23 protein-coding genes are annotated in these 26,710 nt (G+C 43.3%); 8 read left to right on the forward strand and 15 right to left on the reverse strand.

Annotated elements, in window-relative coordinates; translation table 11 throughout:
• The first annotated feature begins 75 nt into the window (after positions 1-75).
• Entirely contained in the window at positions 76-1,728 is a 1,653-nt protein-coding gene (locus EXU30_RS06995) for a sensor histidine kinase (protein WP_130598634.1), read from the forward strand.
• 144 nt (positions 1,729-1,872) lie between these two features.
• Here EXU30_RS06995 and tcdA read toward each other — a convergent pair whose 3' ends face one another.
• A complete protein-coding gene (tcdA, locus tag EXU30_RS07000; protein ID WP_130598636.1) occupies positions 1,873-2,685 on the reverse strand; it encodes a tRNA cyclic N6-threonylcarbamoyladenosine(37) synthase TcdA in 813 nt (270 codons plus the stop codon).
• A gap of 758 nt (positions 2,686-3,443) precedes the next feature.
• Here tcdA and EXU30_RS07005 point away from each other — a divergent pair.
• Positions 3,444-4,490, forward strand: a complete 1,047-nt coding sequence (locus EXU30_RS07005; protein WP_130598638.1) for a porin — start codon at positions 3,444-3,446, stop codon at positions 4,488-4,490.
• Between the two features lie 116 nt (positions 4,491-4,606).
• Here the strand turns inward: EXU30_RS07005 and EXU30_RS07010 are convergent, their stop codons facing one another.
• The gene (locus EXU30_RS07010; RefSeq protein ID WP_130598640.1) at positions 4,607-5,266 is read right to left on the reverse strand and encodes a thiopurine S-methyltransferase; all 660 of its coding nucleotides are present in this window, start codon (positions 5,264-5,266) and stop codon (positions 4,607-4,609) included.
• 90 nt (positions 5,267-5,356) lie between these two features.
• Positions 5,357-5,698 carry a hypothetical protein gene (locus EXU30_RS07015; protein ID WP_130598642.1) on the reverse strand — a complete coding sequence of 114 codons (342 nt, stop codon included), beginning with the start codon at positions 5,696-5,698 and terminating at the stop codon, positions 5,357-5,359.
• A 183-nt stretch (positions 5,699-5,881) separates the two neighbouring features.
• Between EXU30_RS07015 and EXU30_RS07020 the strand changes: the two genes are divergently transcribed.
• Entirely contained in the window at positions 5,882-7,693 is a 1,812-nt protein-coding gene (locus tag EXU30_RS07020; protein ID WP_130598644.1) for a protein kinase domain-containing protein, read from the forward strand.
• Positions 7,694-8,030: 337 nt separating this feature from the next.
• Here the strand turns inward: EXU30_RS07020 and EXU30_RS07025 are convergent, their stop codons facing one another.
• The 5 genes from EXU30_RS07025 to EXU30_RS07045 form a co-directional block, all read right to left on the reverse strand.
• Entirely contained in the window at positions 8,031-10,424 is a 2,394-nt protein-coding gene (locus EXU30_RS07025; RefSeq protein WP_130598646.1) for a zinc-dependent metalloprotease, read from the reverse strand.
• A gap of 431 nt (positions 10,425-10,855) precedes the next feature.
• On the reverse strand, positions 10,856-11,506 hold the full coding sequence (locus EXU30_RS07030) for a TetR/AcrR family transcriptional regulator (protein ID WP_165398980.1): 651 nt from the start codon (positions 11,504-11,506) through the stop codon (positions 10,856-10,858).
• Positions 11,507-11,891: 385 nt separating this feature from the next.
• Positions 11,892-12,296, reverse strand: a complete 405-nt coding sequence (locus EXU30_RS07035; RefSeq protein ID WP_130598650.1) for a hypothetical protein — start codon at positions 12,294-12,296, stop codon at positions 11,892-11,894.
• A gap of 133 nt (positions 12,297-12,429) precedes the next feature.
• Positions 12,430-13,044 (reverse strand): GNAT family N-acetyltransferase, encoded by a 615-nt coding sequence (locus EXU30_RS07040; protein WP_130598652.1) that lies wholly within the window; start codon positions 13,042-13,044, stop codon positions 12,430-12,432.
• A 37-nt stretch (positions 13,045-13,081) separates the two neighbouring features.
• Positions 13,082-16,189, reverse strand: a complete 3,108-nt coding sequence (locus EXU30_RS07045) for a transglycosylase domain-containing protein (RefSeq protein WP_423213378.1) — start codon at positions 16,187-16,189, stop codon at positions 13,082-13,084.
• A gap of 261 nt (positions 16,190-16,450) precedes the next feature.
• Here EXU30_RS07045 and EXU30_RS07050 point away from each other — a divergent pair, with 261 nt between their 5' ends.
• From EXU30_RS07050 to EXU30_RS07060, 3 genes are all read left to right on the forward strand, one after another.
• Positions 16,451-17,368, forward strand: a complete 918-nt coding sequence (locus EXU30_RS07050) for a DUF72 domain-containing protein (protein WP_242620336.1) — start codon at positions 16,451-16,453, stop codon at positions 17,366-17,368.
• A gap of 116 nt (positions 17,369-17,484) precedes the next feature.
• Complete coding sequence (gene rluF, locus EXU30_RS07055; RefSeq protein ID WP_242620337.1) at positions 17,485-18,429, forward strand: 23S rRNA pseudouridine(2604) synthase RluF; 945 nt, start codon at positions 17,485-17,487, stop codon at positions 18,427-18,429.
• 543 nt (positions 18,430-18,972) lie between these two features.
• Positions 18,973-19,608: a helix-turn-helix transcriptional regulator gene (locus EXU30_RS07060; RefSeq protein WP_130598656.1), complete on the forward strand. Its 636-nt coding sequence runs from the start codon at positions 18,973-18,975 to the stop codon at positions 19,606-19,608.
• Positions 19,609-19,815: 207 nt separating this feature from the next.
• On the opposite strand, the gene EXU30_RS07065 is transcribed toward EXU30_RS07060, so the two are convergent.
• Positions 19,816-20,514 carry a hypothetical protein gene (locus EXU30_RS07065; protein ID WP_130598658.1) on the reverse strand — a complete coding sequence of 233 codons (699 nt, stop codon included), beginning with the start codon at positions 20,512-20,514 and terminating at the stop codon, positions 19,816-19,818.
• 203 nt (positions 20,515-20,717) lie between these two features.
• The gene (locus EXU30_RS07070; RefSeq protein ID WP_130598660.1) at positions 20,718-21,152 is read right to left on the reverse strand and encodes a DUF2057 family protein; all 435 of its coding nucleotides are present in this window, start codon (positions 21,150-21,152) and stop codon (positions 20,718-20,720) included.
• A gap of 488 nt (positions 21,153-21,640) precedes the next feature.
• Between EXU30_RS07070 and EXU30_RS07075 the strand changes: the two genes are divergently transcribed.
• Positions 21,641-22,039 (forward strand): hypothetical protein, encoded by a 399-nt coding sequence (locus EXU30_RS07075; RefSeq protein ID WP_130598662.1) that lies wholly within the window; start codon positions 21,641-21,643, stop codon positions 22,037-22,039.
• A 143-nt stretch (positions 22,040-22,182) separates the two neighbouring features.
• On the opposite strand, the gene EXU30_RS07080 is transcribed toward EXU30_RS07075, so the two are convergent.
• The 5 genes from EXU30_RS07080 to EXU30_RS07100 form a co-directional block, all read right to left on the reverse strand.
• A complete protein-coding gene (locus tag EXU30_RS07080) occupies positions 22,183-23,277 on the reverse strand; it encodes an alpha/beta hydrolase (protein WP_242620338.1) in 1,095 nt (364 codons plus the stop codon).
• A gap of 121 nt (positions 23,278-23,398) precedes the next feature.
• On the reverse strand, positions 23,399-24,103 hold the full coding sequence (locus EXU30_RS07085; RefSeq protein ID WP_130598664.1) for a hypothetical protein: 705 nt from the start codon (positions 24,101-24,103) through the stop codon (positions 23,399-23,401).
• 280 nt (positions 24,104-24,383) lie between these two features.
• Positions 24,384-25,007, reverse strand: coding sequence for a chemoreceptor glutamine deamidase CheD (locus EXU30_RS07090; protein ID WP_130598666.1), 624 nt, complete (start codon positions 25,005-25,007; stop codon positions 24,384-24,386).
• A 51-nt stretch (positions 25,008-25,058) separates the two neighbouring features.
• Positions 25,059-25,244 carry a hypothetical protein gene (locus EXU30_RS07095; RefSeq protein ID WP_130598668.1) on the reverse strand — a complete coding sequence of 62 codons (186 nt, stop codon included), beginning with the start codon at positions 25,242-25,244 and terminating at the stop codon, positions 25,059-25,061.
• Positions 25,245-25,338: 94 nt separating this feature from the next.
• Entirely contained in the window at positions 25,339-26,196 is an 858-nt protein-coding gene (locus EXU30_RS07100) for a TraB/GumN family protein (RefSeq protein ID WP_130598670.1), read from the reverse strand.
• Positions 26,197-26,371: 175 nt separating this feature from the next.
• On the opposite strand from EXU30_RS07100, the gene EXU30_RS07105 reads away from it, so the two are divergent.
• On the forward strand, positions 26,372-26,683 hold the full coding sequence (locus EXU30_RS07105) for a prephenate dehydrogenase (protein ID WP_130603309.1): 312 nt from the start codon (positions 26,372-26,374) through the stop codon (positions 26,681-26,683).
• The last annotated feature ends 27 nt before the right edge of the window (positions 26,684-26,710 follow it).

A 26,710-nucleotide genomic window follows, 5' to 3' on the forward strand; every position in this document is an offset into this window, starting at 1 on the left:
CCTAGCCGAAACAGGCATTTTGCAGTAATTTGAATATACTTAAACTCAAGTGACTCTAATTATTAAACAAAACCCATGCTGACATTTTCACGACAACTGCTCAAAAGCCCCATTGGACGGAAGCTTATGCTGTCAATCGTGCTTTTTAGTTCCTTGATCACCCTGCTAACTACCATTTACCAGCTTTTTAACGACTACAATAGCGATGTTTCACGGATCGATCGCGCTTTTGAGAGTGTCGAAAAGGTTAACTTGGATGTACTTGCAGCCAGTATTTGGGTGATTGATGAAAGACTAATCAATACCCAACTCAATGGTTTAAGCCAACTTCCCGACTTTACTTACATCTCGATCAAAGACGATAGCGGGCAAGAATGGCAGTCGGGTAACTTCAAGCAAAAAGGTGTCATCGAGCAAGAGTTTCCACTGATTTACAGAAACAATGACGAAATTCAGGTTGGCACCTTATTAGTTCAGGCAGACCTCAACAACGTATACGATCGCCTTTACGACAAAGCCATCGTGATTTTACTATCCAATGCGATTAAAACTTTCCTCGTAGCCGGCTTCATTTTATTTTTAGTATGGTTAAACATTACCAAACACTTACACCGCCTAAGCGAGTACTGTGCGCAAATTAGCCTAGATAAGCCATTTGAGCCGTTAAGCTTTTTACGTAAACCTGCTGACGATGAGTTCGCACAGGTTGCTGATGCCATTAATACCATGCAGCAACAAGTACGCGCCTCGTTTGCTGCAGTGCAAGAATCTAAAGAAGAGTTGCAAGAAGCGCTGGAAGATAGGGAGCGCCTGCTTGAGCTAGAGCGCAGTTATAAAGACGAGCTGGCAAGGCAAGTTAAAGAGCAAACGAAAGAACTTGAACAATCACTTTTAATCTTAAAACGCGCGCAGCAAGTGCTAGTCGAACAAGAAAAAATGGCGGCACTTGGCGGCTTAGTATCTGGTGTAGCCCACGAGATCAACACGCCGATCGGCATTTGCTTAACAGCAGCAAGCTCTCAGCTTGCCCATGTTGATGAGCTAATTAAATTAATCCACAGCGACCACGCTACGCTTGAAGAGATTAACTCGATCCTTGAAGAGTACCAACAAAGCTGCCAGCTGATTGTTAACAATATTACCCGTGCAAGTAGCTTGATCCAAAAATTCAAAACCGTCGCAGCTGAGCAAAGTAATGAGAAAAACACTGAATTCAACCTCAAACAACAACTCACAGATATTGCTGAGTCGACACAAATTATGTTCTCGCCTCAAGACGTAGAAATTGGTATTAATGCTAACCAGGATCTGTGGGTGAGTAGTAATCAAAGCTTACTGAATCAAATCTTTAGTAATATTTTATCGAATGCATTTACACATGCCTTTATCGGCGTCGAGATCAGCAAGATCCTAATTAACGTAGTGCAAGACGGGGACACCATAAAAGTTGAGATCCAAAACAACGGTTTACCCATTCCTGAAGATGTTGCCGAACATATGTTCGAGCCATTCTTCACCACAACCAGAAACAAAGGTGGCACAGGATTAGGCCTATCAGCTGCATTTAATGCCGCAACATTGCTAAAAGGCACGATTCAATACGAAGCCGAATCATCACTTGGCGGCCCGATGTTTATTGTGTGCTTTCCTAAAGGTATGGGTGACAGCGAAGATAATCAGCTGGTAAACGTTGACGGGGATACAGGTAACTTCGAGAGCTTTGAATAGTTTTGACACTCAATAAGAATCGTTCGAATAAGCGGGCAAAGCTTAACGAAGCCTAGATTTCAATGAGATTAAAGTTAGAGATAGGAAAAAGCCCAATGCGCAGCATTGGGCTTTGTCGTTTTAGCGCCTATTCACATGGCAAGTTTACTTGGCATTGTTCGCTTTTAGCGTCAGTTTATCTAATACGCGCGCAACGGCTAAGTAGCCAAACGTGCCGGTAACCATAGTGACACTACCAAAACCTGAGGCACAGTCCATCCTCGCACTGCCTTCCATGCTTGCTTTTGCTGCGCACACACTGCCATCAGACTGTGGATAAACCAGGTGCTGGGTCGAGAATACCGCATCAACAGCAAAACGACGTTGTAGATTTTTGCTAAAGTTATAATCTTTACGCAAAATACTGCGCACTTTAGCAAGCAATGGATCTTGAATAGTTTTGGCAAGATCAGTTACCTTGATTTGACTGGGGTCAGTTTTCCCCCCAGCTCCCCCAATCGTCACTATGTTAATTTTATTGCGCTTGCACCAGGCAATTAGGGCAGCCTTTTGCTTCACTGCGTCAATGCAATCAATCACGTAATCAATATCACCACCATTTTTGTGGCTTACAAACAGCTCACCTAGGTTATCTAGCGTAACGAAATCTTCTATCTGATTAACCTGACATTCTGGATTAATCTCAAGAATTCGCTTAGCCATTACCTCAACTTTCGACTGCCCTATGGTTGAGCTTAGCGCGTGTGCTTGGCGGTTAATATTGGTGACACAAATGTCATCTAAATCAATTAGGGTAATCTTGCCTATGCCGCTACGAGCCAACGACTCTGCAACCCAGGTGCCTACACCACCAATGCCAACAACACAAACGTGAGCTTGGTGAAACTCATTCAACGCAGCCTGACCATATAGACGACCAATACCACTAAAACGATTTAAATAGGCAGAAGAGAGCATGAAAACCCCAAAGCTAAAAATTGACGGCGAATTTTATATCAATTGTGACAAATAGCGAAGCACTTCTGGCTAACTGAATTCATCTAAACTAACCGTGACAACTCAGCTTTTAACTCGTTGCTTGAATGCTAACCTTAGCAACCTAAATCCCCCAAATTGGAATATACGACGTTATCCAATTTTAAGCTTCTAACCCATTAATTAATGGCAAGTTTCATATGCACCAAACACAGGTGTCAGCAACTTTCTCAATTCAAAATGAGTAACTGACACTATAAAGCTACGACAAACGTGAGCAAGGTCGCACAGCATAGTCCAAACATTTGATAAATCTCACATTTAAACTAGCGTTTTAACCAAAGGAATTGTCCATTAATAAAAACACCCCCAATGCAATTGCGTCACAAAACAAGATCTCACGAACAACAACCAGCAAACAAAACCTTAACATCAAGCTGATTTTATTGAAAAAAACTATAAAACCACAGCAAGTAGCGCATTAATCACTAAAAATAAACACCCCTAAAGAGGTATAGACCTGTTTTTTAGGCATTAATTATGTAAATGGTCGAGTTAGTCACATTTCTGCAGTTCTTAATGAACTTTGCAAAGTAAAACATGATCTAGCCCACACTATGCACCGGTTAAACCTGTAAAAATCGCCGCAGATTGTTGCAGTAATTTTACTGTAATAACTGTTCATTTTAAAAACCATTATCGAATGGAATTAGAACATGACGTTCTTGGGAGCATAAAAGATGAAAAAATCGTTAATCTCAGCATCAGTAGCATCAGTATTAACACTGGCTTCTTTCGGTGCACTGGCTGATGGTCCAAATTTCTATGGTCGCTTAGACCTATCTGTGACGAACTCTGACACAGGTGCAACAACTCAAGAGGGAAAAGAAGGTACTGTCTTCGAGAACAACTTCTCTCACCTTGGTGTAAAAGGTAGCGAAACTATCGCTAAAGGTTTCGACGTAATCTACCAAATGGAATTCCAAGTTGAAAACACTTCAGTTTCTTCTGACGTTTTCAAAGCTCGTAATACTTTCCTAGGTCTTAAAACAGCTGCTGGTACAGTTTTAGTTGGTCGTAACGACACTGTATTCAAGCAATCTGAAGGTGGCATCGACTTATTCGGTAACTCAAACGCTGATATCGATCGTCTAGCTCCTGGCCAAACTCGTAGCGCAGACGGTATCTGGTACTACTCACCAAAAATTGCTGACTTAGTTACCCTAAACGCAACTTACTTAATGACTGACAACAACCAACCAGGTGTTGACGATGCAGATACTCAATATGCATTGAGCGCAACTGTTGGTGACAAGAAGCTTAAGCAACAAAACTTCTACGTAGCTGGTGCTTACAACAAAGGTATCTCAAACATTGACGCATACCGTGGTGTTGCTCAAGTTAAACTAGGTGACTTCAAAGTTGGTGGTTTATTCCAAAACTCTGAAAGCGTTATCGACAAAACTTTCGAAGGTAACACCTACTTTGTCAATGCTGCTTACAACCTAAACGGCGTAAACCTAAAAGCTGAATACGGTAAAGACGAATCTGGCCTAGGCAAGTACTTCGCTAACGTAAGTGGTATTAAGCCTGTTGCAGGTCAAGCAACTGAGCTAAGCGACGTAAACGTAACTAGCATTGTTGTGGGTGCTGACTACCGCATCGCTAAGTCAACACTAGTATATGGCCACTACGCAATGTACGAAGGTGACTACAAGCTTTCTGGTGCTAAAGTAGACCTAAAAGATGACAAAATCTTCACTGTAGGTGTACGTTACGACTTCTAATGATTGACGCTTAGCGTCTCATTAAAACTAAAGGCGACCATCTGGTCGCCTTTTTGTTTGCCTTAAATTTCCCAATATCTGCGCCCTTTTGCTACACAGACGCTATCAGCTACGAACTAACTTTTACGAGTCAACTTATAAGTTGCTTCATTTAGCCAAGGAACGTTCTTATTCTTAAAGCGGGCATTATCTTCTAACACGTCGTCACAGCTTAATAACTCAACATCAAAATACTCAGTTAAATGCTGCTCAATCCAGTCTGGACTCACCGCAAATGGTGGTCCTTGCAACGCAGTTTGTGGATAGTCTAGCGTCACTAGTAAACCAGATACGCCAGCAGGGATAAGCTCAGCAAGCTTTTTAGCATAATCGGCGCGCATCTCTTCAGGCCAGGCAATTAAGGCTGCGCGATCGTAAAAGCCGCCAATCGATTGCGTCACACTAGCTGGCAGGCTATATATATCACCCTGATAAAGGCTTATTTGCTCACAAGAATAATGCTGGAGCTCCCCTACCGATTCGACAGATGCTGCAAGGCTATTGTCGCTAAAAAAGTGTTCCACTGCAGTCTGATTTAGCTCACAGCCAATCACATCATGACCTTGCTCTGCCAGATAACACAAATCCAAGGTTTTACCGCACAAAGGGACAAACACAGCACTATTTACTGGCAGCTTGAGCTGCGACCAGAATTTAATAAGGTAGGGGTTTACTTCAGGAAGGTGGAAACCAATTTGCTGATTGTCCCACTTTTGATGCCAAAAACTCGGTTCCATGTTACATCTCACCATTTATAAAATATAGCGGCTACTTTAGACGCTTAAAATGGCGGATGCAACACACGCACAAATGACTAACTGCGGGAATTAACTACCTAAGACCGACTGTACTTTTCTGAGCCAGGCACAGTTATCACACTGGCAGTTTCGACGTGATAAATGGTGTGGGCTTAAGTTCGAGTCGACGAAATCAACTGCGATTAATAATTGTTGCTTGAGCTCTTCGACTGACTTTTTCTCTAACGCCACCATCTCATCATTGTGATTCATCCAAATACACTCTTCACCTTGATGGCAATTAATGCATTGTTCATCAGCAGCATTAAAAAATACCGCATGAGGGCAATGAGTCACTTCCATCGATTGAAGAATACGTGTACGAGGAAAATCAAATAGTTGAATTAAATCAGCTTTATTGATATTCGCCATAATTGCATTCCTTGTGACAACTTTGAGTTTGTAACTTCATATTACTGATAACTGAACAAAAAGTACTTGATGCAGGTCAAGGTTTACAGATGCAAATATTTCAGTTAGGAGCGCTTGCTAACGCCTTGCAACAAGGGTTTAATGGGGAGTTAAGGCTTAAGGATTAAAGGACGTTTACCGCCTGTGCAAACACCTGAATTAAAGCACTTTTATATTAATGAAGAGCAATCTATCTATCTGCTAAGGGCAGATGATGCGCGTAAACATAAAGCCTGGATCCGCCTATGTAAGCAGCAGTTGATTAAGCTCGGCTATGCCGATATTGAGTACATAGGTAAAGGCGCTTATGGGTTTGTGTTTGCAGGCGCTAACAACCTTGGGCAATCACACGTATTTAAATTCTCCCGCCTCAGCCTTCCCCAGCATATTCAAGACAGACTGGAAGAAGAAGCCTACATGCTCAGCCTGGTCGATCACCCAAATGTCCCCAAAGCCATCAAATTTGAGCGAGTCGGCAAGCAGGGAATTATGGTGATGGAGCACGCAATAGGTGAGGACTTAGATAAACTTTGCCTGCGTGTTGGCGCATTGCCACCAGCCATGATAATGAGCATCGCACGTCAACTTGCCAATATTCTGTTTTATCTTAGAACCGGTAAGCCTTTGGTTCATGGCGATATTAAGCCATCAAACCTTGTCTATGACGTTGACCGCGATCATTTATCACTCATCGACTGGGGTTCTGCAGTATTTGCTCAGCGTGACGAGCATGGGCGCGCGGCAGAAGATAACGTGATGGCGTTAATGTCGAGCGATCAGCACCAAACCAATGCACGCATGGGCGATGTGTATTTTATTGGCGATGAACAGCTCAATGGCGCACTTTCAAGTCCTAGGTTTGATGAGCAAGGTGCTGCTGCAACCCTATACGCACTTGCTTCAGGACAAATTAGTCGCTTTGGCGCTAAAGTCATCCCAGCCACCAGCATCGGCCTGCCAGTCGAGCTCGCAAAAACCCTTGATGGTATGCTCAGCGATGATCCACAAATGCGTAATCAAGCTGGCGACTACTTTTTAAAAAGCTTACGCCACAATCATCAAATTCACTTGCCTAAGCTACCTAGCAAGCCCTTGCTAGCCGCAATTCCGGTGTGGAACCAAGCTCGCACTCGGGAAATTGAAACAGTTACCTACAGCTCACGTAAAGCCTTTTTAAAAGAACTAAATGCCGATGACCCAGTTGCCAAGCTCGATGACATTCAGTTAGAAAAATACTATCGCAACTTTATGGTGGGCATGGGTGATACCGAAAAAGGCTTTATTGCAGCGGTAAGCAGACTCGCGCACTTCCCGCTGGTAGGCGGTCTGGTTATTCACTGGCAACAAGACGGCATTTTCATCGACTCAAACTTAACAATTTACGACCCTGAAATTCGCCAGTCGTTGATTGTCGCAGTGAATAATATGGTGACTCTAGCTCGCGGTATTAAGCGTATTGGTGTTTTCAAAGCTTGCTTTTTCAACGCTAAAGATACCTTACACTTTGAGCGTGAAAGCCCACATAGCGCATATAAAATTACCGGCGATACTATGCTGCCGTTCGAAATTGGCGATGCGCCGTTATTAGAAGATAAGTCAAAGCTGCACTCTTACTTTGAAGATGGCCGTGACCCAGAAGAAAACCTTGAGCTACCAAAAGAGATCATTGTTGAGCTAACCCGCATTAACCAAATTCACCACACAGGCTGCATCATCTTTGAAGCACTAGACGGGCATTTAAAAATTCATAGCTATTTAAGGCTACTAAATCCACGTAAGCAAGCTGCATTTAGAGCAAGCCTCGATAGAATTTTGGCCCACGCCAGCAAAATTCAAGGTCACGGGATCGCTGGCTTTATGAAGCTGCCTTATAAAAATACCCGTGAATTTAGCCACATCGAAAGTCTGCCAGATAAGTTTTATCCCAAGAACCCAAAAGCTTTTGAGAACGAATAAAACCAGCTTACTTAAACAATAAACTGAAGAAGGTGGCTTTGTGTTCCCCCTAAAAGGAGGCTTTCAGTTATTTTGTATTCTCAATAGCATCTATAAGTAATGACATTTAAAGCCTTTGAAAACATGGATTTTTTCGTCGAGCCTTTTAGTCAAACAAAGGGGGTATGTGCTTGCTGCGTGCTTTAAATATCATTACATAACAGGCTCAACCTAACATGTCATGGAAACAATACAGGTAATGCCTATGATAACCACGTACTGCAATAGGTGATTTAGGGCTGAAAATAAAAAAGACAGCTATTTAGCTGTCTTTTAGTTGTTTAATAAGGGCTATTCCCTAGATCGGCGAGCCTGGTGGCATCTTAGCTGGTTGCTCAATTAGCTTGAATTTCGCATCCTTTAATCCCTTGGAAATGCCAAGGTATAGCCACTCATAATGCGCGGCATGATAATCACTCGCACGTTTTGAGCGGCGCTCTAGCTGCTTCAAGATTTGTCTTAGCTTAACCAGTAACTGCCCTTTTACCGCAGGGGTAAGTTCAGGGCTATGGTAAACCTTGAGTAGCTCATTTACGGTTACTGCGTTTACTTGCATACGAATGCCTAGTTGGCTACCGCGCTTAAGCTCAGCGTACACGGTTTTAGCAAGTAGTTTATCGACTAACTTAGGTACTGAGAGCTGCTCGCTATCGTATAAATAGCTCTGATTTACGCGATTTAGGCGGGTTGGATTCACCAGCTGAGCAACGGTATGACGACTTAGTACTTCCGCCATCGCGATAGGATCGCTAACTACCCCCAGGTTAGAAGCAAAACTCTCACGACTGCTGCGATAATTGCCAGCCTTTGGTACCAGCGCATCGAGCACTCTAGGTGGCACATATAAGCTTTGCCACGACAAACTATCAAGTAAGGTATCTAACGCGCGTTTTTGAGCTTTAGGGTCAATGTAGCTCCAACGCAACCCTGAACCCAGTTGCTGATAACTATAATCGGTGCCGCCGATAAATTTAGCTGCCGCCTGAATTTGATAACGAGTCAGTAAGTAAATCGGCACAAAGGTATCACTTAGCTCACCACGTGGTTGCCCTGCTAGCAAAGCATCAGCATTAAAATCTTCAATGGCTTTGCGCCTAACTTGCTCAAGCCGTGCAAGCTCTGCAACTGGGTCATTACCGTTATCCCAAAGGCTCGCATAAGCATGGCTCGCCTTTTGGCTGCGTGAGTCTGCCTCACCAATGTAGCGATAGCCTTGCGTTAGCGCATGTTGCAACAAGCTTTGCTGATTAGCTTCATCGCCATAACCAAAGGCAATAGTGTATTTATCCCACTCACCAATGCCCTCACTATATGGCGTTGAAATATCAATTTTGCCGTCAACAATCGCGGCATAAGGATGCGGATAATCCATAACCGATGCGTTATCGTTTGTCGATGCAGCAAAGTTATGGTCAAGCCCAAGCGTGTGGCCGATTTCGTGGGCCGACAATTGACGAATACGCGCAAGCGATAAATCCATCGCCGCTTGAGATGCAGCTTCGCGGTCTTGCCAAGCTGAGGTTAAACCTCGTGCGATTAAATGATCTTGCCTGACTCGCAAACTTCCTAGCGTAACATGGCCTTTGATGATTTCACCTGTACGAGGATCGGCTATTGCTGAGCCATAAGACCAACCACGAGTGGCACGATGCACCCATTGGATCATGTTATAGCGAATATCTTGTGGATCAGCCCCTTCTGGTAGCATTTCAACCTTAAAGCCATTGATAAACCCTGCCTCGTTAAACGCTTGCTCCCACCAGCGACCACCTTCTAATAAGGCGGTGCGAATAGGCTCTGGCGCACCAGGGTCGAGATAATAAGTAATTGGCTTAACCACTTCGCTCGGCTCAGGGCCCGGATTAACCTTCTCAAGGCGATGACGCAACAAGTAGCGCTGACGAATATCGCTCGCCACTGGCGTTGAATAATCTAAGTATTCGCCCGACAAATAACCACTCATCGGATGGTAACTACGCACCTGATAGCCAGGCTCTGGCAGCGCGATAAACGAATAACGCATGCGCACAGACACAAAGTTAGCATCGGGCGTCACCTGCTTTACATAATCTCCCGGCTTACTTGCACTGAAGGTGAGATTGACATCCACATCAGCATTTCGCTCAAATGACTTCACACTAGCTGGCATTAATACAGATCGCTGCGTATCTAACCTAAACGCTCCTTGCTTGGTGGCATCTAAACGCTGAGCAACGCCGTGCAAATCGTTGACTACTAAATCATTAATCGCAACCAGTGCCTTTTTGCCATCAACGACTTCACCGCGCCATAAAATCGACTCAGCAAAGGCTTGCTTAACCGCCATTTGTTCAGCGAGATTGTCAGAAGTAGCGCGATAATCCGTATTGAGCTGCTTGAGTAACACATAAGGGCCTTGGCGCTCAAATTGCACTAAGCGAGTTTGCCCAAGCTGCCCTCTATCAAGACCAATATCATTAGAGCCAACACCATGCGGCAAGCTGGTGACCAGCAGAAAAGGTTGGTTTAGTTTATTAACTTCAAGGTAAAGCTCACCGCTTGGGTGATAATAAAGATCTAAAAAGCCGTCGGCATGACGACTCTTTTTAATAATTTTTTGACTGTCATTTGCCGCATAGACATGTGAGGCTGGCAATGAGAAAAGTGGCGCAGAGGCCAATAGCAACGCGAGAGCTAAACTGCGTCGGTTCATGATATTCTCCCTATCCCCTAGTTAATGCACTTGCTAAGCAGTTATTAGTTCTCGGCTAAATAACTGCTAGCTAAAATTTGTTAATTAACTAGGTTGATTGCGTCATTATTTTTGTTCGATTAGCGATCAATGAATAAGGTATCAAACCATGCTACGAATACAATAAAAACATCACTTATTGATAACAATCTTGCCATTACTGCGCTTGGTAAAATGATAAATATGAATGGTTATATGACGTAGATCTACAAAAACGCCTAAACAGGTTTAGTCACCAGTAATATCTCCCCACAAACCACAGAAGAAATAAGCCAGAAACATAATTCTAGTGAGAGCGGTACCTATCCAACAAATATTAACTTAACGGTAAAACTGAAATAAGTTCGAAAAAATAATCAGAATGTCGTACCAAGCAGTATCGATTTACTAGATTACTCATCAGCTTTTTTTGGCAAATATTCAGGCATATAACAGCGCAAATAAGCAATGGCAGCGCGCTTAGCTTCTTCAGCCATATAGTCAGTGATCTCATTATGTTTATTAACCGACAACATAAACATAAGGTCAATAATTTCAACAGTATGGAAGAAGACCTTCTCTTGATTAGCGAACGGCATCATCACAAAATGCTCATTTAGCGCTTCCATCACACTGCGACCAATCTCCTCGTCATTCTCGCGGTCACTAAACTTGATTTCCGCAGGAGTTTTACCACCAATCAATAGCTGCTCGTAAGCACGATTTTCCTTATACAAAGCAACTGCCCTATCTACACAAGCGCGAATAATTGCTTGCCAATTATCTTCAGGCTTTAGGGAGAATGGCTGAAAAACAGCTTCCATAATCTGTTGTTCAAACTGCTTAGAGATCTCAGCTAATAAATTGTTTACTTTAGGAAAAAAATGATAAACCGAGCCAATTGGGATATCAGATGCCTTTGCCACATCAGCCAATGACAACTGCTCTACGGGCTTGGTGGCCAACAGCTCTTTACCGGCGTTAACCAATATCGAGCGCCTAACATCACCTCGAGCCTGCGAACTAGACTTACGTTTTCTAGTAGTTACTTTTTGCTTTTCCACAGTTTTTTCCTCATCCGTTATCTTTTTAGTTTACTCATTTGATGAGTAATCTCAAAAATAAATTCGAATTAATTGCATTTATATTTGACAACTGCTAAGAACCAAACCTATAACAATAAATATAAATCAAATTAATTTGAGTTAAGGTTCCGTAAAATTTAGCTGTATTTAAGGATAGAAAAACAACAAGACCGAGGAACACACCGATGAGACCGACATATCTCGCGCTCGCAATTGCATCGACGCTGGCTGTTTCAGCAAATTCTCAAGCTATAGCTTCAGCGTTACGCTGTACTCGAGGGGCAATTTATAACTGGCTAATTGCTCAATTTAGAAAATTAACCTTCATAAAATTAGCTACTTAGCGGTTTACTCTGACCCGATTTTAAGCTTTTTGGGCGAAATATCCGATGAAGATACCTAAGATTAACCCTTCGGCAGCAAACCAATAAGGTGAAGATAGCAGTCCATCGGTTGAAAACATGGCGTACATCAACTGCTGCATTTGCTCGTAGATAAATAATGTGAGCACAAAGTTAAGCCACAAGCCCATAATCCCTGAGACTAAATACCAGGGCAGTTTGATGTTAAGTAACGGGTGATAATCGAAAATACTCGCAAGACCGATAATGCCGCCAAAACTGGTATACCACAGCAGCATCGCCCATTGAAAACGGGTATCGATATCAGCCTGCATAACTGGTAGTAAAAAGAAACCTGTCAAACCAAGCACAAAGCCAATAGCTTTACCCACGGCGCAGCGCTTAAATACACTTTGCATGTCTAACATACACACCTCACTTAAGCTGCAAAATCAGCAATAATGGTTGGCTTATACTAGTGTAATCATTATTGCGTGGTACAAATGTGACCTTGGAGCCAATTTGGTTAGATTGCAACCAGCGCTATCCACTCACTACTTTTTAGGATTCAGCTTCAAGCATTAAAAGCAGCATGCCTTGCTCTGCTTCAAAACCAAAATCAATGGGATCGATTTGCTTAAAACCGTTACGTTCGAGTACCTTTATCGAGCCAGTATTATGCTCAGCCACCCAGGCTAATAGTGGTCTGGGGCTATGCTGATGCAAAAAGGTATTGAGTGCACGAGTTGCGATACCTTTACCCCAAAACTCTCGTCCAATCCAGTAACCGGTGTAATGCTCACTCGCCAGTTGCAGCTTTTGCCCAGCTATCATTGGTGAGCCGACTTCAATGGGTACTTGCCAACTCACGATATTACCTACGAGTTGCCAATGTGGGAGCACTTCACTTTTGCTAACCTGCTCAGGGCTGGCGTCTCGCTCAGGGCTGCCACCTTGTTTAAAGCTTGTTTCACCTAGCTCAGGGCTGTCAGACTTAATCCAGATACTTCTAGCAACGGCCAATTCGCTGCCAAGCACTTTAGTTCGCCAATGCTCAAAAAAGGCTTGCCGCTCTCGGCTTGGGAAATCAGCCATCTTGCAAGCCTCTGGATCTTGTTGATGCTGGTAAAACACAGCGAGATCTTGCTCTGTCACTTCGGCTAACTTTATTCTCATGCTCTTTCCCTAAACAATTGATCAATTTATATATTGGCTAAGCTTTATTTTGCGCTAAGTCTGGCAGACACATGGCCTCGGGCCTTTTAATATAAGGCGCTAGCATAGGTAGCAAACCATTAAGTACTTGCAATGGTAGCGACGAAGTAAACCGATAACTATCAGCCTGTCGCCCTGGCACGTATGCCGTTATCGTGCCGTAAAAGCTATCGCCAATGTAAAACACAAAAGTAGCAGTACGGTTGATTGCAACTGAGCTTAGTTTACGCCCTGCTTTAACCTCAGTGACGATGCGATTATCGCCAGTACCCGTTTTGCCGCCAATCTTCATATTAGGTAAATATTGCTTGGCCTTGGTGCTTAATCTAATTGCCGTGCCCTGATTAACAACGTTCGCCAAAGCCTTTTTAAGCACACTGGCAACTTCACGATGCAGCACTTGCTCAGCATAGCCATCATCTGCACTGTCGCCTACGTTTGGGTTTAGCTTAACCTCATAGGGTGTATCTTCTGCAAAGTGCAGCTGAGACACCTTAAGCCTAGGCAAGCGCTTGCCCTGATTTTGAATAATCCCCATCAGCTCAGCCAGAGCTGCAGGGCGATCGCCCGAACTGCCAAGCGCTGATGCTAAAGATGGCACCAAATAGTCAAACGGATAGCCCCACTTTTCCCACCTTTGATGAATAGATAAAAATGCATCCACCTCTAGCATCACCTTGATGCGTACATCACGAGCATTTTGATGGCGAGTTTTAAATAACCAGCGATACACAGCTAACAACTGATCTTGCGACTGCTGTTTCAAATCAGTCAATGATACCTGCAGCCCTGCATCATCAGCCTGATTCAGCTGCTTGATAACCCACAGCTCTAATGGGTGTACTCGTGCCAAGTACCCCTGATTTGCTAGGCTAAATTTCGACTCACCGTATTTCATATATAAGCGATTAACTTGCTTATCAGATAACGGTTTGGCTATACGACTAGTTAAAAAGGCTTTGAGTTCACGTCCGCTGGCTTGAGGTTGTAAGTAACGAAATGCCGCAGCGAGCCTGTCTGTATTATTAGGTAAGGCTTGATAAAAGTTCTGTAGTCTTTGACGCGGATTTTGCTTGTGGTATTTACGATAAAAACGACTTACAAATTGACCGCCCTCACGACGAGCATAGGCACGTAAATACTGCTCACGATTTGGGTCACTATCGTTATGCAGCAGCTGCGCGACACTGCCGTGATAGTTATAGCTACTGCTGTAACTCACAATATCTTGCATTAAACGTACAAAAGGTAAGTTTATAGAGCCTTGCAGCGCCTCATACAAAGTGGGGGTTAATGCATCTTCCTTGGTGCTAAAGTTACTAAATACATGCTGAGCACCACCGGTGAAGAACACCTGCTCAGGTGAAGCAGAGTAAGTCCTCATTAACGCGGCATCGAGCATACGTGCAAGGTTTCTATCTCGAGTGCGAATTAAATAATCCACCACCCAACGGGTAATATTATCGCCTTGCTCAACATCTACCTTGTTGAGATCGGCAACCGTCATCTTAATAAACCGCTGTTGCAGCTCTGCAACAATATCAAGATAAGTCACCAGCACCCTGAGCTTGGCAGTTGAGCCAAGCTCAAGTTTACTGCCTTCATTAATATCGAATGGCTGCGGATTATTATCAGTTTGTACCCGGAGCAGGTTTTGCTGCTCTTGAGTCTGATACAAGGTAAGGCTGTAAATAACTCCCTCAAGCTGCTCAGCGCTTAATAAGTGCCTGCCAATGATGCCTTCACGTTTGGCATTGTCGAGTTTCGACAAACCATGTAAGTAATCACTCACCTGCTGTTGCAGATGCTGATTAAAAGTACTGTTGATTGATAAATCAAAACGGTCAAGCTGGAATAAATCTACGCCTAACTTTTGCGCCGTATCAATGCGCACGGCATTGACGCCCTTAGTCTCTCTTGAAGCTGTATTTTCTCGAGACTGAGCAGAATGAAAACCGCGAGAAACAAACGCTAACTTGCTATCCATTGCTGCAGCAATCAAGGCGGTTTCGGCAATGCTAAATTGCTGCATCAAACGTAAGTGACTATCCACCAACGCTTCCAGATCTTGCCGTCCTTTCAGCAAGTAATATGACGGCCTGCGCTGGGCAATCATCAAGGCTACCACTTGCCGATACGCCAACCCTCTGGCGCTGGCATTATCTTGCGTATGGGGTTGTTGCAGCAGTTGATTCACGCTAGCTAAAGACGCACCAAACCAGGCTTTAAGGCCATCGCCTATACCATTAACTTCACCAAAGCCTGGCGCAGATGACAGCGGCACAGTATTTAAATAATCTTTTACCAGCTTACGTCTGGCTTCATACGTTAGCTCACTGTCGTGATATACCCGCACCATGGCTGAGCTGATTTGAATCAGTTTGTCTTTAATCGAGCGAGTTAAACCATCGCGAGAATGTCTGAACTTTTCTATTTGGGTAGCAAGGGTGCTGCCACCACCTTTGATTGCATCGATACCTGCTGCCGAGGTTATCTGCCCTAACGTCGCCTTAGCTAAACGCGGCCAATCCACTACAGGGTTATGGTAATGACTTGCCCCCATTAACTCACGATTTTCAATAAACAATAAGCTAGCGGCAATGGCATCAGGAATATCATCAACCTTGGTATACACCTGCTGCGGGTACTGAAAATGAAACTGAGGCTGCGCCCGGCAATCAAGTACGCTCAAGCCAGACTGAGTTTTCTCTTTATAAGGCGGGAATAAGCCTAGACGACTGTATTGCAATAACTGCGGAGAAAACTGTGCCTGCTCGGATATCTGATAACCCTTTGCCAACAACTTAGGCAGCATTTGGGGTAAGTCAACATAGCCCATGCGCTTATCAAACGGGCCACTTGTTGGGTAGACGGTTAAAGGCGTAGGTTGTGGTTTAACTTGATAGACCAAACGCTCAGAATACTGGTGCAATAATTTGGCTTGATAAAACGATGACTCAACTTCAACAGCCAACAAATAGCCAAGTGCCAGCACCATTAAACTCAGCAGTAAGCCAAGTTTACTTCGCCTAGGCTTTGCTGCCGGTTTTGGTGCTGTTTTTGGTGCAGAGGGCGCAGCTCCTTTGCGCTTGCCAGCAGTGCTAATTCGCTCTGGGCGATAGTTATCAAACTTGCTGTTAGTACAAGGCTGAACATCTTGCTCGTTTCTAACAGGCGAATTAGTATCTGAACTGCTCGCACTTGAACGATGAGTGCCAGAACGTTGGCCAGGTTGTGGCAATTTCCACTCCATTGGTAATGATCAAACTAGCGCATATTAGCAGATGCACGTATAGCTTACAGTGCTAATACGCTTTACTATGACATCATCGATAAATTTCAACTACATAGGAACTAGGCCATTAGCATGCCAATTAGCGCGGCAGAGAACGCGGAAATGTCATCTAGCCAACTTTATCTTGGTCTTCCTATGTGGTCCCATAGCCACTGGCAACACAGTGTTTATCAACAGTGCCAACAAAGCGAGCGCTTAGCTCGTTACGCCCAAGTTTTTAATACCGTTGAGGGCAATACTACGTTTTACGCTACGCCATCCCTAAACACAGTCAATAACTGGGCAAGCGCCACAGACGACAACTTTAGATTTACTTTCAAGTTGCCCAAGTCGATTACTCATGAGCACAAGCTCCATAACTGTCAGCAGGCATTAGCGGAGTTTTTTAACGTAATGGCTAAGCTGCATGAAAAAGTCGGCGTGTGGAAAATTCAGCTACCCAGTAAATTTGGCCCTAGAGATTTACCGATACTGAACAACTTTCTCACTCAGCTACCTGCAGATATGCAATTTGGCGTTGAAGTCAGGCATCGTGAGTTTTTCGCAAAGGGTGAAGCCGAAAAACAGCTTAATCGCATGTTAATTGAGCATAACTGCAACCGCATTATTATGGATACCCGCGCAGTATTTGCTGCCCCTCCAACCACAGCCGCAATCATTGATGCCCATGAAAAAAAACCGAAAGTGCCAGTGCACCCCATCGCAACTGCCGAAAACCCGATTATCCGTTTTGTTGGTGAGCACGATTTAGATAAAAACCAGCACTATTTCAATAACTGGCTCACACAAATACCTAAGTGGTTAGCCCAAGGGAAACAGCCTTATTTGTTTATTCATACCCCTGACAATGACTTTGCTCCAGAGCAGGCAGTCGATTTTTATCAGCAGCTTCGAGCTAAACTCAGCAACATGGGACTGCCAACACTTGCAAATATCGAACTGCCACAGACCAACGATGCTAGTCAGGATCAACTCGACTTAGGCTTTTAAGCTCAAGCTATCCCTACAAAGGCGCCTATATGCTAAACTAGCGCGGCTTTTTACAGGCGATTTGTTCCCAACTTTAAATTACCTATTTCCAATTAAAGAGTTTCAAGGATTTTATTGTGACTGACTCAGGCATGCGCTTAAACAAATACATTAGTGACAGCGGTATCTGCTCACGTCGTGAAGCTGACCGCTTTATCGAGCAAGGCAATGTGTTCATTAACGGCAAGCGTGCCAAGGTTGGCGATCAGGTTGAGTTAGGCGACAAAGTAAAAGTGAACGGCCAGGATATTGAACCACGTGATGCTGAAGACTTAGTGTTCATCGCGCTGAATAAACCCGTTGGCATTGTCAGCACCACAGAAGGCACAGAGCGCGACAACATTGTCGACTTTGTTAACCACTCAAGCCGTATCTTCCCAATCGGTCGTTTAGATAAAGACTCACAAGGTTTGATCTTTTTAACCAATAATGGCGATCTGGTAAATAAGATCCTCCGCGCGGGCAATAATCACGACAAAGAGTATGTAGTCACAGTTAACAAGCCTATTACCGATGACTTTATCAAGGGCATGGCTGGCGGCGTGCCAATTCTTGGTGTGATGACCAAAAAATGTAAGGTCGAGAAAGTCAGCAATAACGCCTTTAAGATTGTGCTGGTGCAAGGGCTAAACCGTCAGATCCGCCGCATGGCAGAGCACTTTGGTTATCAAGTGACTAAGCTTGAGCGCCAGCAAATTATGAATGTGTCGCTAAAAGGCTTACCAGTAGGCGAATGGCGCGATCTCACCAAAGAAGAGCTAGACACCTTATTCGGCATGCTAAAAAACTCATCATCTGAAGATAAAAAAGCTACACCAAAGAAAAAGCCTAAGCCAAAACCGAAAGTCGCCTCACTAAAAGGCAAAATTGAAGGCCCAGAGCACTTTATGCAAAACCATGGAGGAAAATCAAAACGCTCAGGTGGCGCAAGCAAGAGCAAAGGTGGAGCGGGTAAAAATAAAGCTGGCGGCAACCGAGGTAAAAGTGGCGGTCAATCACGTGCGCCTCGCAGAGGGCGCTAGCAAGCATTACGCGCACCACTGCTAAAGCTCGATTTAAACACCTAGAAAAATTTAGGGGAAGTTTGCAATAGCAAATAAGCTATTGGTTTTGATAGTTCAAGCTTGCCCTAACATTCTCGCCCTGACAGCTCTGCCATGAGCATCTAGATACATCAAAAATAAACGGACTAGAAGCGATTTATTACTTTAAGATTCAACACCATAAGTTGTTAATTCTAAGCAACTAGTTAGCTTAGAATTAAGTCATACGAAAGAATTAAATCTGCTATTTGAGTAAGTTGATCCAGCAATCATCGCATTATTGATACCTAATATCATTTGTTTTAAACTCTGCAATATCATCGCCTAAACATTTGTTATTCATAGATAAATAATACCCTACCAACTCAGTCAGCTTCCAAAACTAAATCTCACCAGAATAGACATATGTGTAAACCTATGAAATTAAAGCTTCAACTCTAACGAAACATCCTGTAACATTTAGCGTATATAGTGAATTATCCCTATAGATAACAACAATATGTTTAAAACAAGGAAAGTTAAATGTTAGATAAGCAGATGCTGCTCGTCGACTTACCCGATGAGTTAATCCAGCAGTTTTCTCATATCGCAAAGTTGCTCGGTTTTGCCATTAACACTGTTGGACGCAGTATGGTAAGCCATTACGTAGAGCAATTTTCAAATGCAGGCTCAACCGCCATCATTATCCGCTATATTCAGCCGGAGCAGGTTGAACTAAGTCGCCTCACGACTAATGCGATAAACAAGCAATATCACCTTGCAGTCTCTTCTAAACTCACCACAGAATTAGAGTTAAGTCTGATTGCTTCAGGCTTTAACGGTGCAGTGTCAGCTGATGCTAATGCTGTAGAGTTGCTCCAAGCTGCTAACACGTTATTAGATGAGCATATTCACTATTCTCAAGCAGCTACATCACGCTACGTGTTGCAAAATAAACGCGTACCTTCTTATCAAAATAGTACCAAGCTTTTAGCGCTGACCACACCAAAAGAGCAACAAGTGTTGAGCCTAATTTGGAGCGGGCTGACCAATGAACAAATGGCATCAAAGCTTGGGATCTCAATCAACACAGTCAAAATGCATATTCAAAATATCTATAAGAAAACCAACATCAAAAGTCGCGGTCAGTTATTTGCGCTGACATCTGATCACGGCTAATAAACTTTGGCGATTATTACACTTGATAGTCAATTTTTGCCTAACGTTTTATAAGTACCATTCTCAATGCAGGTCCAGTCAAATTTGACTTGAGTAAAATAAAAAAACCACCTACAACCGGGTGGTTTTTTCGTTCATGCCGATTCAAAGCAGCTTTGTCTTGACTGCCTTTAACCTCGGTTTTCAATATTAAGTTAAGCTTAGATTTTATTGCTCAGGCTCAAACTCCTCGGCCTCATCTTGTAAATGAGGCATTGGTGGTGTCCCCATCATTTCCATATCTTGCATCATTTGTAGAGCATTGGGGTTGAGCCCCATAGCATCTGCAATAAAACAGGTTTTTACCATTTCAAACATTTGCATTAGCATAGCCATGTGACTGTTATGCATTTGCACATTTAATAACGCGATTGTCGCCGAGGCTTCATCACCATTAAAGTCTGCCGCTTTGATATTAGCAACTTGCTGGTTAGCCTCTAGCCTTTGGGCAATCATTGTCTCAATCTCAACCACTCCTTCAGCCTGATAGCATGCAGACGTTGGCTCCAACTCCGATTGGAAGGTTTTGTATAGGGTTAAATATTCACGAGCAGTAGCAATACTCTTTTCACCTAGCTTTGCCATTAAGTTAAAGTCAGTTTTATTGACTACTGCAATCGCGCTATGAGGACTGGCTTCCATATCACGATTAAGCGACTCCATTAACTCAAGGTGTTGTTCACTCAATAGCCTACCCTGCTCAGCAATCGGCTCAGAATTAAGGCTAAACTTGTCAATAGCTATTTGATTACTCGACGCTAATGCCGCTTCAGCATAAAACATCCCGCTAAAGCCCATCGCGCTTATAAATAGCGCACTCACAACTGGCACACGCAAGCAAGATTTTACAATAAGGGGTACTGGCATGGGTTTATATCCTTTAAACACAAACGGTAGTTATAAATAGATGCTGCCAGCCTATAAAAGAGGCGTCTATCACGCAATCACACTTAACGGTTAGATAAATACATACGCTTACATCCATTTGGGTATACAAAAAGACCTGGCATTAAGCCAGGTCTTAATAAGACAACTGAATATGTAGACGTGATATTACACAACCGGATCCATTAATCGATCAATAGTTCGGTAAGTAGTTGTGACTGAGTCATCAACGCGACTTTTTGCTGTGCTTGGCCATTCACTTTTAAATGCACTTGCGGCGCGTCTAAAAAATCGTGAGCATCTTCTGCTGAATACAAAGCCGGCGTGGCAATATGATATTCGCTATTAGCGACCAAATCTAACTTCAAGTACATTGGCTCTGAGCGCACCCAGTGACCAGAATCATCAGCATTATCTTGGAACAAGTCACGATAGTTAACCTCAATTAATGTCTCACCAGCTTTTAAACCAACTAACCTATCAAAATTAACATCCTGGCCATTAATACTGGCGATGTTTAGGTCTTCGTTGGTGGTAATACTGGCAGCTTGTGTTCCCATTGAAATAGTGGCTAGTGCTGAAACGATTACGGCCGACAACATACGATTTTTAATACTCATAACAAACTCCTTTACATACCAAATATTAGGCTTTCCAATTTAAATCGCCTCGCCAACACCTCTTGCCTGCTATAACTATCTGCAGTTAAATCTCAGGCCACATACTTCGAAGTTCACCAACAGCTTCAGTTAAAGTGATTCGCGGCGGGTTAATGTAAGAGACCTCCAAGTAACCAAAGCTATTTCAACTTATTTGATTAATAAATGTTCATTAACGGTCACTATGTAATCCACAGAGATACACAAAGTTGACTGAAGCACTCTTCAGTTACAGTTATCTACATACCAAATGGTATAAAAACAACCGCCACCCACACCCAATAATACCGAACCTAATTGACCAGCTACCAACACCTGACACACCTATACAGGCAATTGATAATAAGGCATTAATATTATTGAATAAGTCAGCTTAATATGGTTCAAGAAAGCACTATATTTGGTCACAATTTATCTCGTTCTACCTATCTAATTTCAAGGGAAGTGAAATGAAAAAAACCTTACTAACTGCAGTTATTGGCTCAGTATTGCTCTCTGCTTGTGGCGCGACTCCACCTCGTGTTGCTCAAGAGAAAGAAACCAATGTAAATGGTGAAACTTATGTTTTAGGTGGCCAATACGATAAAGACAAGAATAAGTTAGAACTAACGGTAAATGGCGAGGTTGTAATGCAAGGGCGTTTCCCGCCTTACACCCCAACCCAAAACCTTAATGCGACATACGAAGACGTTAACTTCTCAGGTAAATGCTATTTTGGCTCTGTGCTAGGCGATGATGGTGGTGAGCTCGGTATCGTTGCAGGCATCATCCAGGCTGCTAAATCTAGCTCGGCTGACAAATGCGAAATGTTCGTAAACGACAAGCCTGCGGATACCCTATACTTCTAATCATTTATGGTACTCTGCTTGTATAGTACTACTTTGCGCTCTAGATGAGCTATAAGTGAGTACAATCAGGCTAAAAGCCGCGCTTAAAGTATATTTAGGGCGGCTTTTCTGTTTTTACGCGATAGGAGTTTAAAAGAGCGTTGTCACTGGCTAAGTAGAAAACGCAGCGGTATATCAACACGCTCAGCCCAAGCCACCTCAGTATGTGCCTTGCCCTTAAAGTACTGGGTTTGCCATAAATGTGCAGGGTAACTTAGTTCAGCAAACATCTTATCTACTTTAGCTTGCAGCGGTGGATACATAGCATCAAGGGTTTGATCGCCATAATCAAAGTACAACTTAACCTTAGGTTCGCTCATTATTTTTTCTGCAATATATAAGTTAAACGCTGCAGGAATAGGATTATTTTCACGGGCAAACGATCCCGGCCAATGGGTAGATACACAAGCTGCGCCGCCAAATACCTCAGGGTATTCCAAAGCGGTATACCATGAGATTAAACCACCCATGCTCGACCCCATCACAAAAGTATTGGCTCGATCAGTTGCGACTTCGAATTTACTATCAATAAAAGGCTTCAACGATTTAGCAAGAAAGGCGGCATAGTTATCTGAATAAACACGCTGATGAAACAAGTCCTCAGACTCACTTCGCTTATCTTTATACAGCTCAGTTTGAGTACTTGCTGGTAACGACTCAAAAGGTTTTTGTGGGAAATACTCACTGTGGCGAGATGGCCCGGCGTTATGTACGCCCACCACAATAAACGGTTTAACTTCATCAGACTGATTAAGCTTTGCCGATGCTTCATCCATTTCCCATGACGTTTTATTCCAGGATTGCTCTGCATCGTAAAGCATTTGTCCATCATGCATGTATACCACTGCATATGGAGCTTTGGCTGGATAATCCGCGGGAAGCCATACATCAATAGGGCGAGGCGTAATACCCGCAAAGTCGATATCTGCACTATCAAGCCGTTTGAGCTGACCTTGTGATGCACTTGGCATAGGCGCATTGAGCAACGCGTTGGTCATTGAGTTGGATTGAGATGCTTGCTTATCCAAAGACTCAGTGTTTGTGGCATGTGCATCGGTGCTAAATAATGTGCCACTAGTTAGAATTAAAGCCGTTACCGCTCCTAGCATCACAGCTAAATTAAACGCTGCAGCCTTAACTATCTTACTTGTATCAAAAGACGAGTCTGTAGATGTCTCATCAGCAATAACGTTAGCCATAAGTCCCTCTTTGCAATCTTAACTAGCTCAAGTACTGAAGTCATGGTTGGCGAACGAACTCACTTTGGCAAGTGAGGAAGCAATGCAAACGTATGCATAATCGTCAGACAGATATCGATCCTTAAAGGAAGGACTCAACGACAGCCGCGCAAATAACCATACTTGCCAGCACCGGAAATGCAGTGAAGACAATCGCTAAGAGTGATTTAAAAGAATATTGACCATGAGCCGTGCGAACCGGATAGTCAAAGAACAACAGCATATAAAATAGTTGCTTTAACGGAAAATACAGGGCATCAAGGTAAACTTTTTCACCAGACTGCAATATAAACTCAATACCAACAATGTGGTTACGAACACCAAAAGCGCGCGCGTGCCTGGACTTATATATGACCTTTGCCCGCTTTATATGCTCACGCTCAATAACATACTCACCCTTTGGCTTATTGATAATCGCGCTGCCAGGCAGAATAAGTTTATCGCGACTGACGATACACTGCTGAGCTAGCTTGCTGCCATAGTGAAGTCGTATCAACACCCAGCGAACAATAAAGTAAATCGGCACCAAAGCAAAGTTGGCCAAGGCGAATGTTCGTGCAAGTTCATCATCTGCAATACTTAAAGGCGCTGCAGCTATACCAAGCATGACAATTAAAATAAGTAGCGAACTAATCAACGGCAATGGGTAGAACAACCTGGTGACAGCAAGCTTAACAACCGAGTTATCATTAAACTTGCTCATTCCTTTGATACGGAAATCAAAAAACCAACGTTTATCATCCAATGCAACTGCATCCGCGTTGCCAACACCTGACTCTTGTTTCAATATTTACACCTTATAAAAGTATCTCATCCAATGGGGACGCTTGTTTGACCACTTCTCTCCATCAATTATCCACGAAGCTATCAAACAGCAGCCCGCCCCTCAACTAGCCATATAGATAAATAGTTGCGCAGCAGGCGTCCCCTTAAGGATAGAAATGTAGAATTCAAAAATACGGGGAAATAGCATTTATAGCGACGTTAAGCACATTGACGTGATAACAATCAGGCTTAAGTGAGTATATTTGGTCACTGCTTCGGGACACTAACTTACTCAAGCAAAATCAAAACAACTCAATATCTGAGCTTGATTGTTGATCTGTATCCAGGTGACTAAGATAGATATTTTCTTGTTGGGCGACTTGCTCTTTATTACTCATAGGCAGCCATTTGAGTAGCGCTTTGCCAGTTTGAGGATGGAACAGCACCTTACGGGGTAAATCTCCGCCTAAATCTTCACTCACAATAGGGATATTTTCCATCGCAAGGTAGTGCTTAACAAATTCAATGTTGTCCTGACCAACATTGAAACTCATGGCTAAACCGATTTGGGCGCCACCAAAAACTTTGGCCTGCAAGCGCGAGCGGCTGCCACCAGCTTTTAAAATACCATTGATGAGCTGCTCCATCGCCCAGTTACCATACCGACACGAGTAACTTGCGATATTTTGCCACTCTCCCTGCAATTTCTTTTCTGGCAACAGAAAGTGGTTCAGCCCACCGACTCCAATCAGTGGGTCCCAAATACAGGCAGCAACGCACGACCCTAAGCGGGTATATACCAACTCATCTTGTTGACTGACGTAAAATAACCCGGGATCAACCCGAGCCACCATCTTATTGTGCTCCTTATCAAAACGGCGCTCAATTAAGTTGGGGTCAAGATCAGCGTGGTGCAATTGCTGCATTGAGTTTCCTTCCAAGTCCCTTAAGTTGTCGCAAACGCTTGGTAAATAAGATTAGTCCTTATGACTCTCTTCACTATTTTTGTCTTTATCATCTAGCAAGCTAAACCAAACACCTTGATTTGAGCCTTTAATGAGACCAACTGCTATGACAAGCAAAATGATGGCAAAAGCGGTTTGGTATTCTCTAAACAAATAAATGCCAAGTATGACCAGTGATACTGCAACGAGTTTTTGCAACGCATTCTCCCTGATGTTTCTTATTACGTCCTACGATATAAAGCCAGTTTAGCGACAAAGTTAAGTTCTATAACGATACTTGTCGCCTTAAAAATTAACACTCATTACGATGACAAGCTTTAAGCTGCATACCTTTAGTATTCAGTAAACCTGGAATAGCTTGCTGCCCAACCAAGTGACCAGCACCCACAACAATAAATAACTGCTTGCCTTTATGCTCAATCATTAGCTGTTTAATTTTAGCAGCCATAGTGTGATTGCGTTGCCAAAGTAGCTTGTCCAATAGCTCATTGGTTACAGCCTGAGGATCTTCCATCAGTTTAGCTAGTTGCTTATCATCACCTTTACGCCAGGCTGCGATTAACGCCAACATTTCAACATCTTCAACATAAGCAGCCTCTTCCACCATCTTGTATTGGGTCTGTTCGCTAAAGCTTGAGATAAGCTCAAACTGAAACTCTACACTTTCAAGCTCAATTAAATCTTTATCACCGTTACGGGCAACGAGTGTTAAATCAACACCTTGCTCAGCTTGAAAACCTAACTGAGCAAAACGAAGTAAACCAATTTGCGATGCTTGTAACCAGGGAGCAAAGCCCGAAATGGCCTGGCAAAGTTGCATTTGTGGCTGACAGTAACCTTGCAAAATCTTATCGGTTTTGGCTTTTTGCGATGGCGTGATTTGGCCGTGCTTAGCAAGCAAACTCCCCACATCGGCTTTAGTCACATCCGCTTCAATCACTAAAGCATCTGAATCGGCAAATGCTTGCTCGATTTTTGCATTCAACGGATAAAAGTCCGCTTTACCTACATGTACCGAGCCAAGCAGATAGGCTTGCTCGCCTTGATAATTAACTTGATAAAACACAGGGTTATCCGATGGCGCTGCTATCACTTGTAATGATGCCACACACACCAGTGCGCTAAATGCTTTAAGCAACCGATTCAACATTGTCTTCCTTATTCCTTTAATCCATATACATCTGTCAATCTAACCATAAACGCTAACATTGGCTAGCGACAAATTAACTATGTACAAGATAAAACCGCTTGATGCGGCTAATAATTTCAACATATTAGAGGGAATAGGTATAATTAGCCCAGAGTTCATTAATATCGAGGCTAAGATGCCATACACCAAAGTTATCCAGCAGATCAGAGAGAACCTGCAAACCGCTTACCGTCAATCCATTGATTGCGACAACCGCCTCGATGAATTACACAAAGCAGGTCACGGCAAATTTGTGGCAATTTTCGATAAAGAACAAGGCTTTAACGAGCAAAGCAACCGCTTCTTGCCATACGTAAAAGAACTTGCAACCGAGTTTGAAACCTTTCAAGGCAATACCCATATTGCCCCTGAAACCCTAGAAAGCTTTGTAAAGCGCCTTGGGCTGCTACTGCAAACCATGAATGCCTTTAAACTAAGCTCAAAATAACTTAACCAGAGCTCGGGCTAACTAAAC

Origin of the sequence: Shewanella maritima (genome assembly GCF_004295345.1) — a bacterium.
GTDB classification, from domain to species: domain Bacteria; phylum Pseudomonadota; class Gammaproteobacteria; order Enterobacterales; family Shewanellaceae; genus Shewanella; species Shewanella maritima.

Excerpts from the sequence above, each read along its gene's own strand:
- EXU30_RS06995 (WP_130598634.1), top strand. The coding sequence starts at position 76 with ATGCTGACATTTTCACGACAACTGCTCAAAAGCCCCATTGGACGGAAG.
- tcdA (WP_130598636.1), bottom strand. The coding sequence starts at position 2,685 with ATGCTCTCTTCTGCCTATTTAAATCGTTTTAGTGGTATTGGTCGTCTA.
- EXU30_RS07005 (WP_130598638.1), top strand. The coding sequence starts at position 3,444 with ATGAAAAAATCGTTAATCTCAGCATCAGTAGCATCAGTATTAACACTG.
- EXU30_RS07010 (WP_130598640.1), bottom strand. The coding sequence starts at position 5,266 with ATGGAACCGAGTTTTTGGCATCAAAAGTGGGACAATCAGCAAATTGGT.
- EXU30_RS07015 (WP_130598642.1), bottom strand. The coding sequence starts at position 5,698 with ATGGCGAATATCAATAAAGCTGATTTAATTCAACTATTTGATTTTCCT.
- EXU30_RS07025 (WP_130598646.1), bottom strand. The coding sequence starts at position 10,424 with ATGAACCGACGCAGTTTAGCTCTCGCGTTGCTATTGGCCTCTGCGCCA.
- EXU30_RS07035 (WP_130598650.1), bottom strand. The coding sequence starts at position 12,296 with ATGTTAGACATGCAAAGTGTATTTAAGCGCTGCGCCGTGGGTAAAGCT.
- EXU30_RS07040 (WP_130598652.1), bottom strand. The coding sequence starts at position 13,044 with ATGAGAATAAAGTTAGCCGAAGTGACAGAGCAAGATCTCGCTGTGTTT.
- EXU30_RS07050 (WP_242620336.1), top strand. The coding sequence starts at position 16,451 with ATGCCAATTAGCGCGGCAGAGAACGCGGAAATGTCATCTAGCCAACTT.
- EXU30_RS07060 (WP_130598656.1), top strand. The coding sequence starts at position 18,973 with ATGTTAGATAAGCAGATGCTGCTCGTCGACTTACCCGATGAGTTAATC.
- EXU30_RS07065 (WP_130598658.1), bottom strand. The coding sequence starts at position 20,514 with ATGCCAGTACCCCTTATTGTAAAATCTTGCTTGCGTGTGCCAGTTGTG.
- EXU30_RS07070 (WP_130598660.1), bottom strand. The coding sequence starts at position 21,152 with ATGAGTATTAAAAATCGTATGTTGTCGGCCGTAATCGTTTCAGCACTA.
- EXU30_RS07075 (WP_130598662.1), top strand. The coding sequence starts at position 21,641 with ATGAAAAAAACCTTACTAACTGCAGTTATTGGCTCAGTATTGCTCTCT.
- EXU30_RS07080 (WP_242620338.1), bottom strand. The coding sequence starts at position 23,277 with ATGGCTAACGTTATTGCTGATGAGACATCTACAGACTCGTCTTTTGAT.
- EXU30_RS07090 (WP_130598666.1), bottom strand. The coding sequence starts at position 25,007 with ATGCAGCAATTGCACCACGCTGATCTTGACCCCAACTTAATTGAGCGC.
- EXU30_RS07100 (WP_130598670.1), bottom strand. The coding sequence starts at position 26,196 with ATGTTGAATCGGTTGCTTAAAGCATTTAGCGCACTGGTGTGTGTGGCA.
- EXU30_RS07105 (WP_130603309.1), top strand. The coding sequence starts at position 26,372 with ATGCCATACACCAAAGTTATCCAGCAGATCAGAGAGAACCTGCAAACC.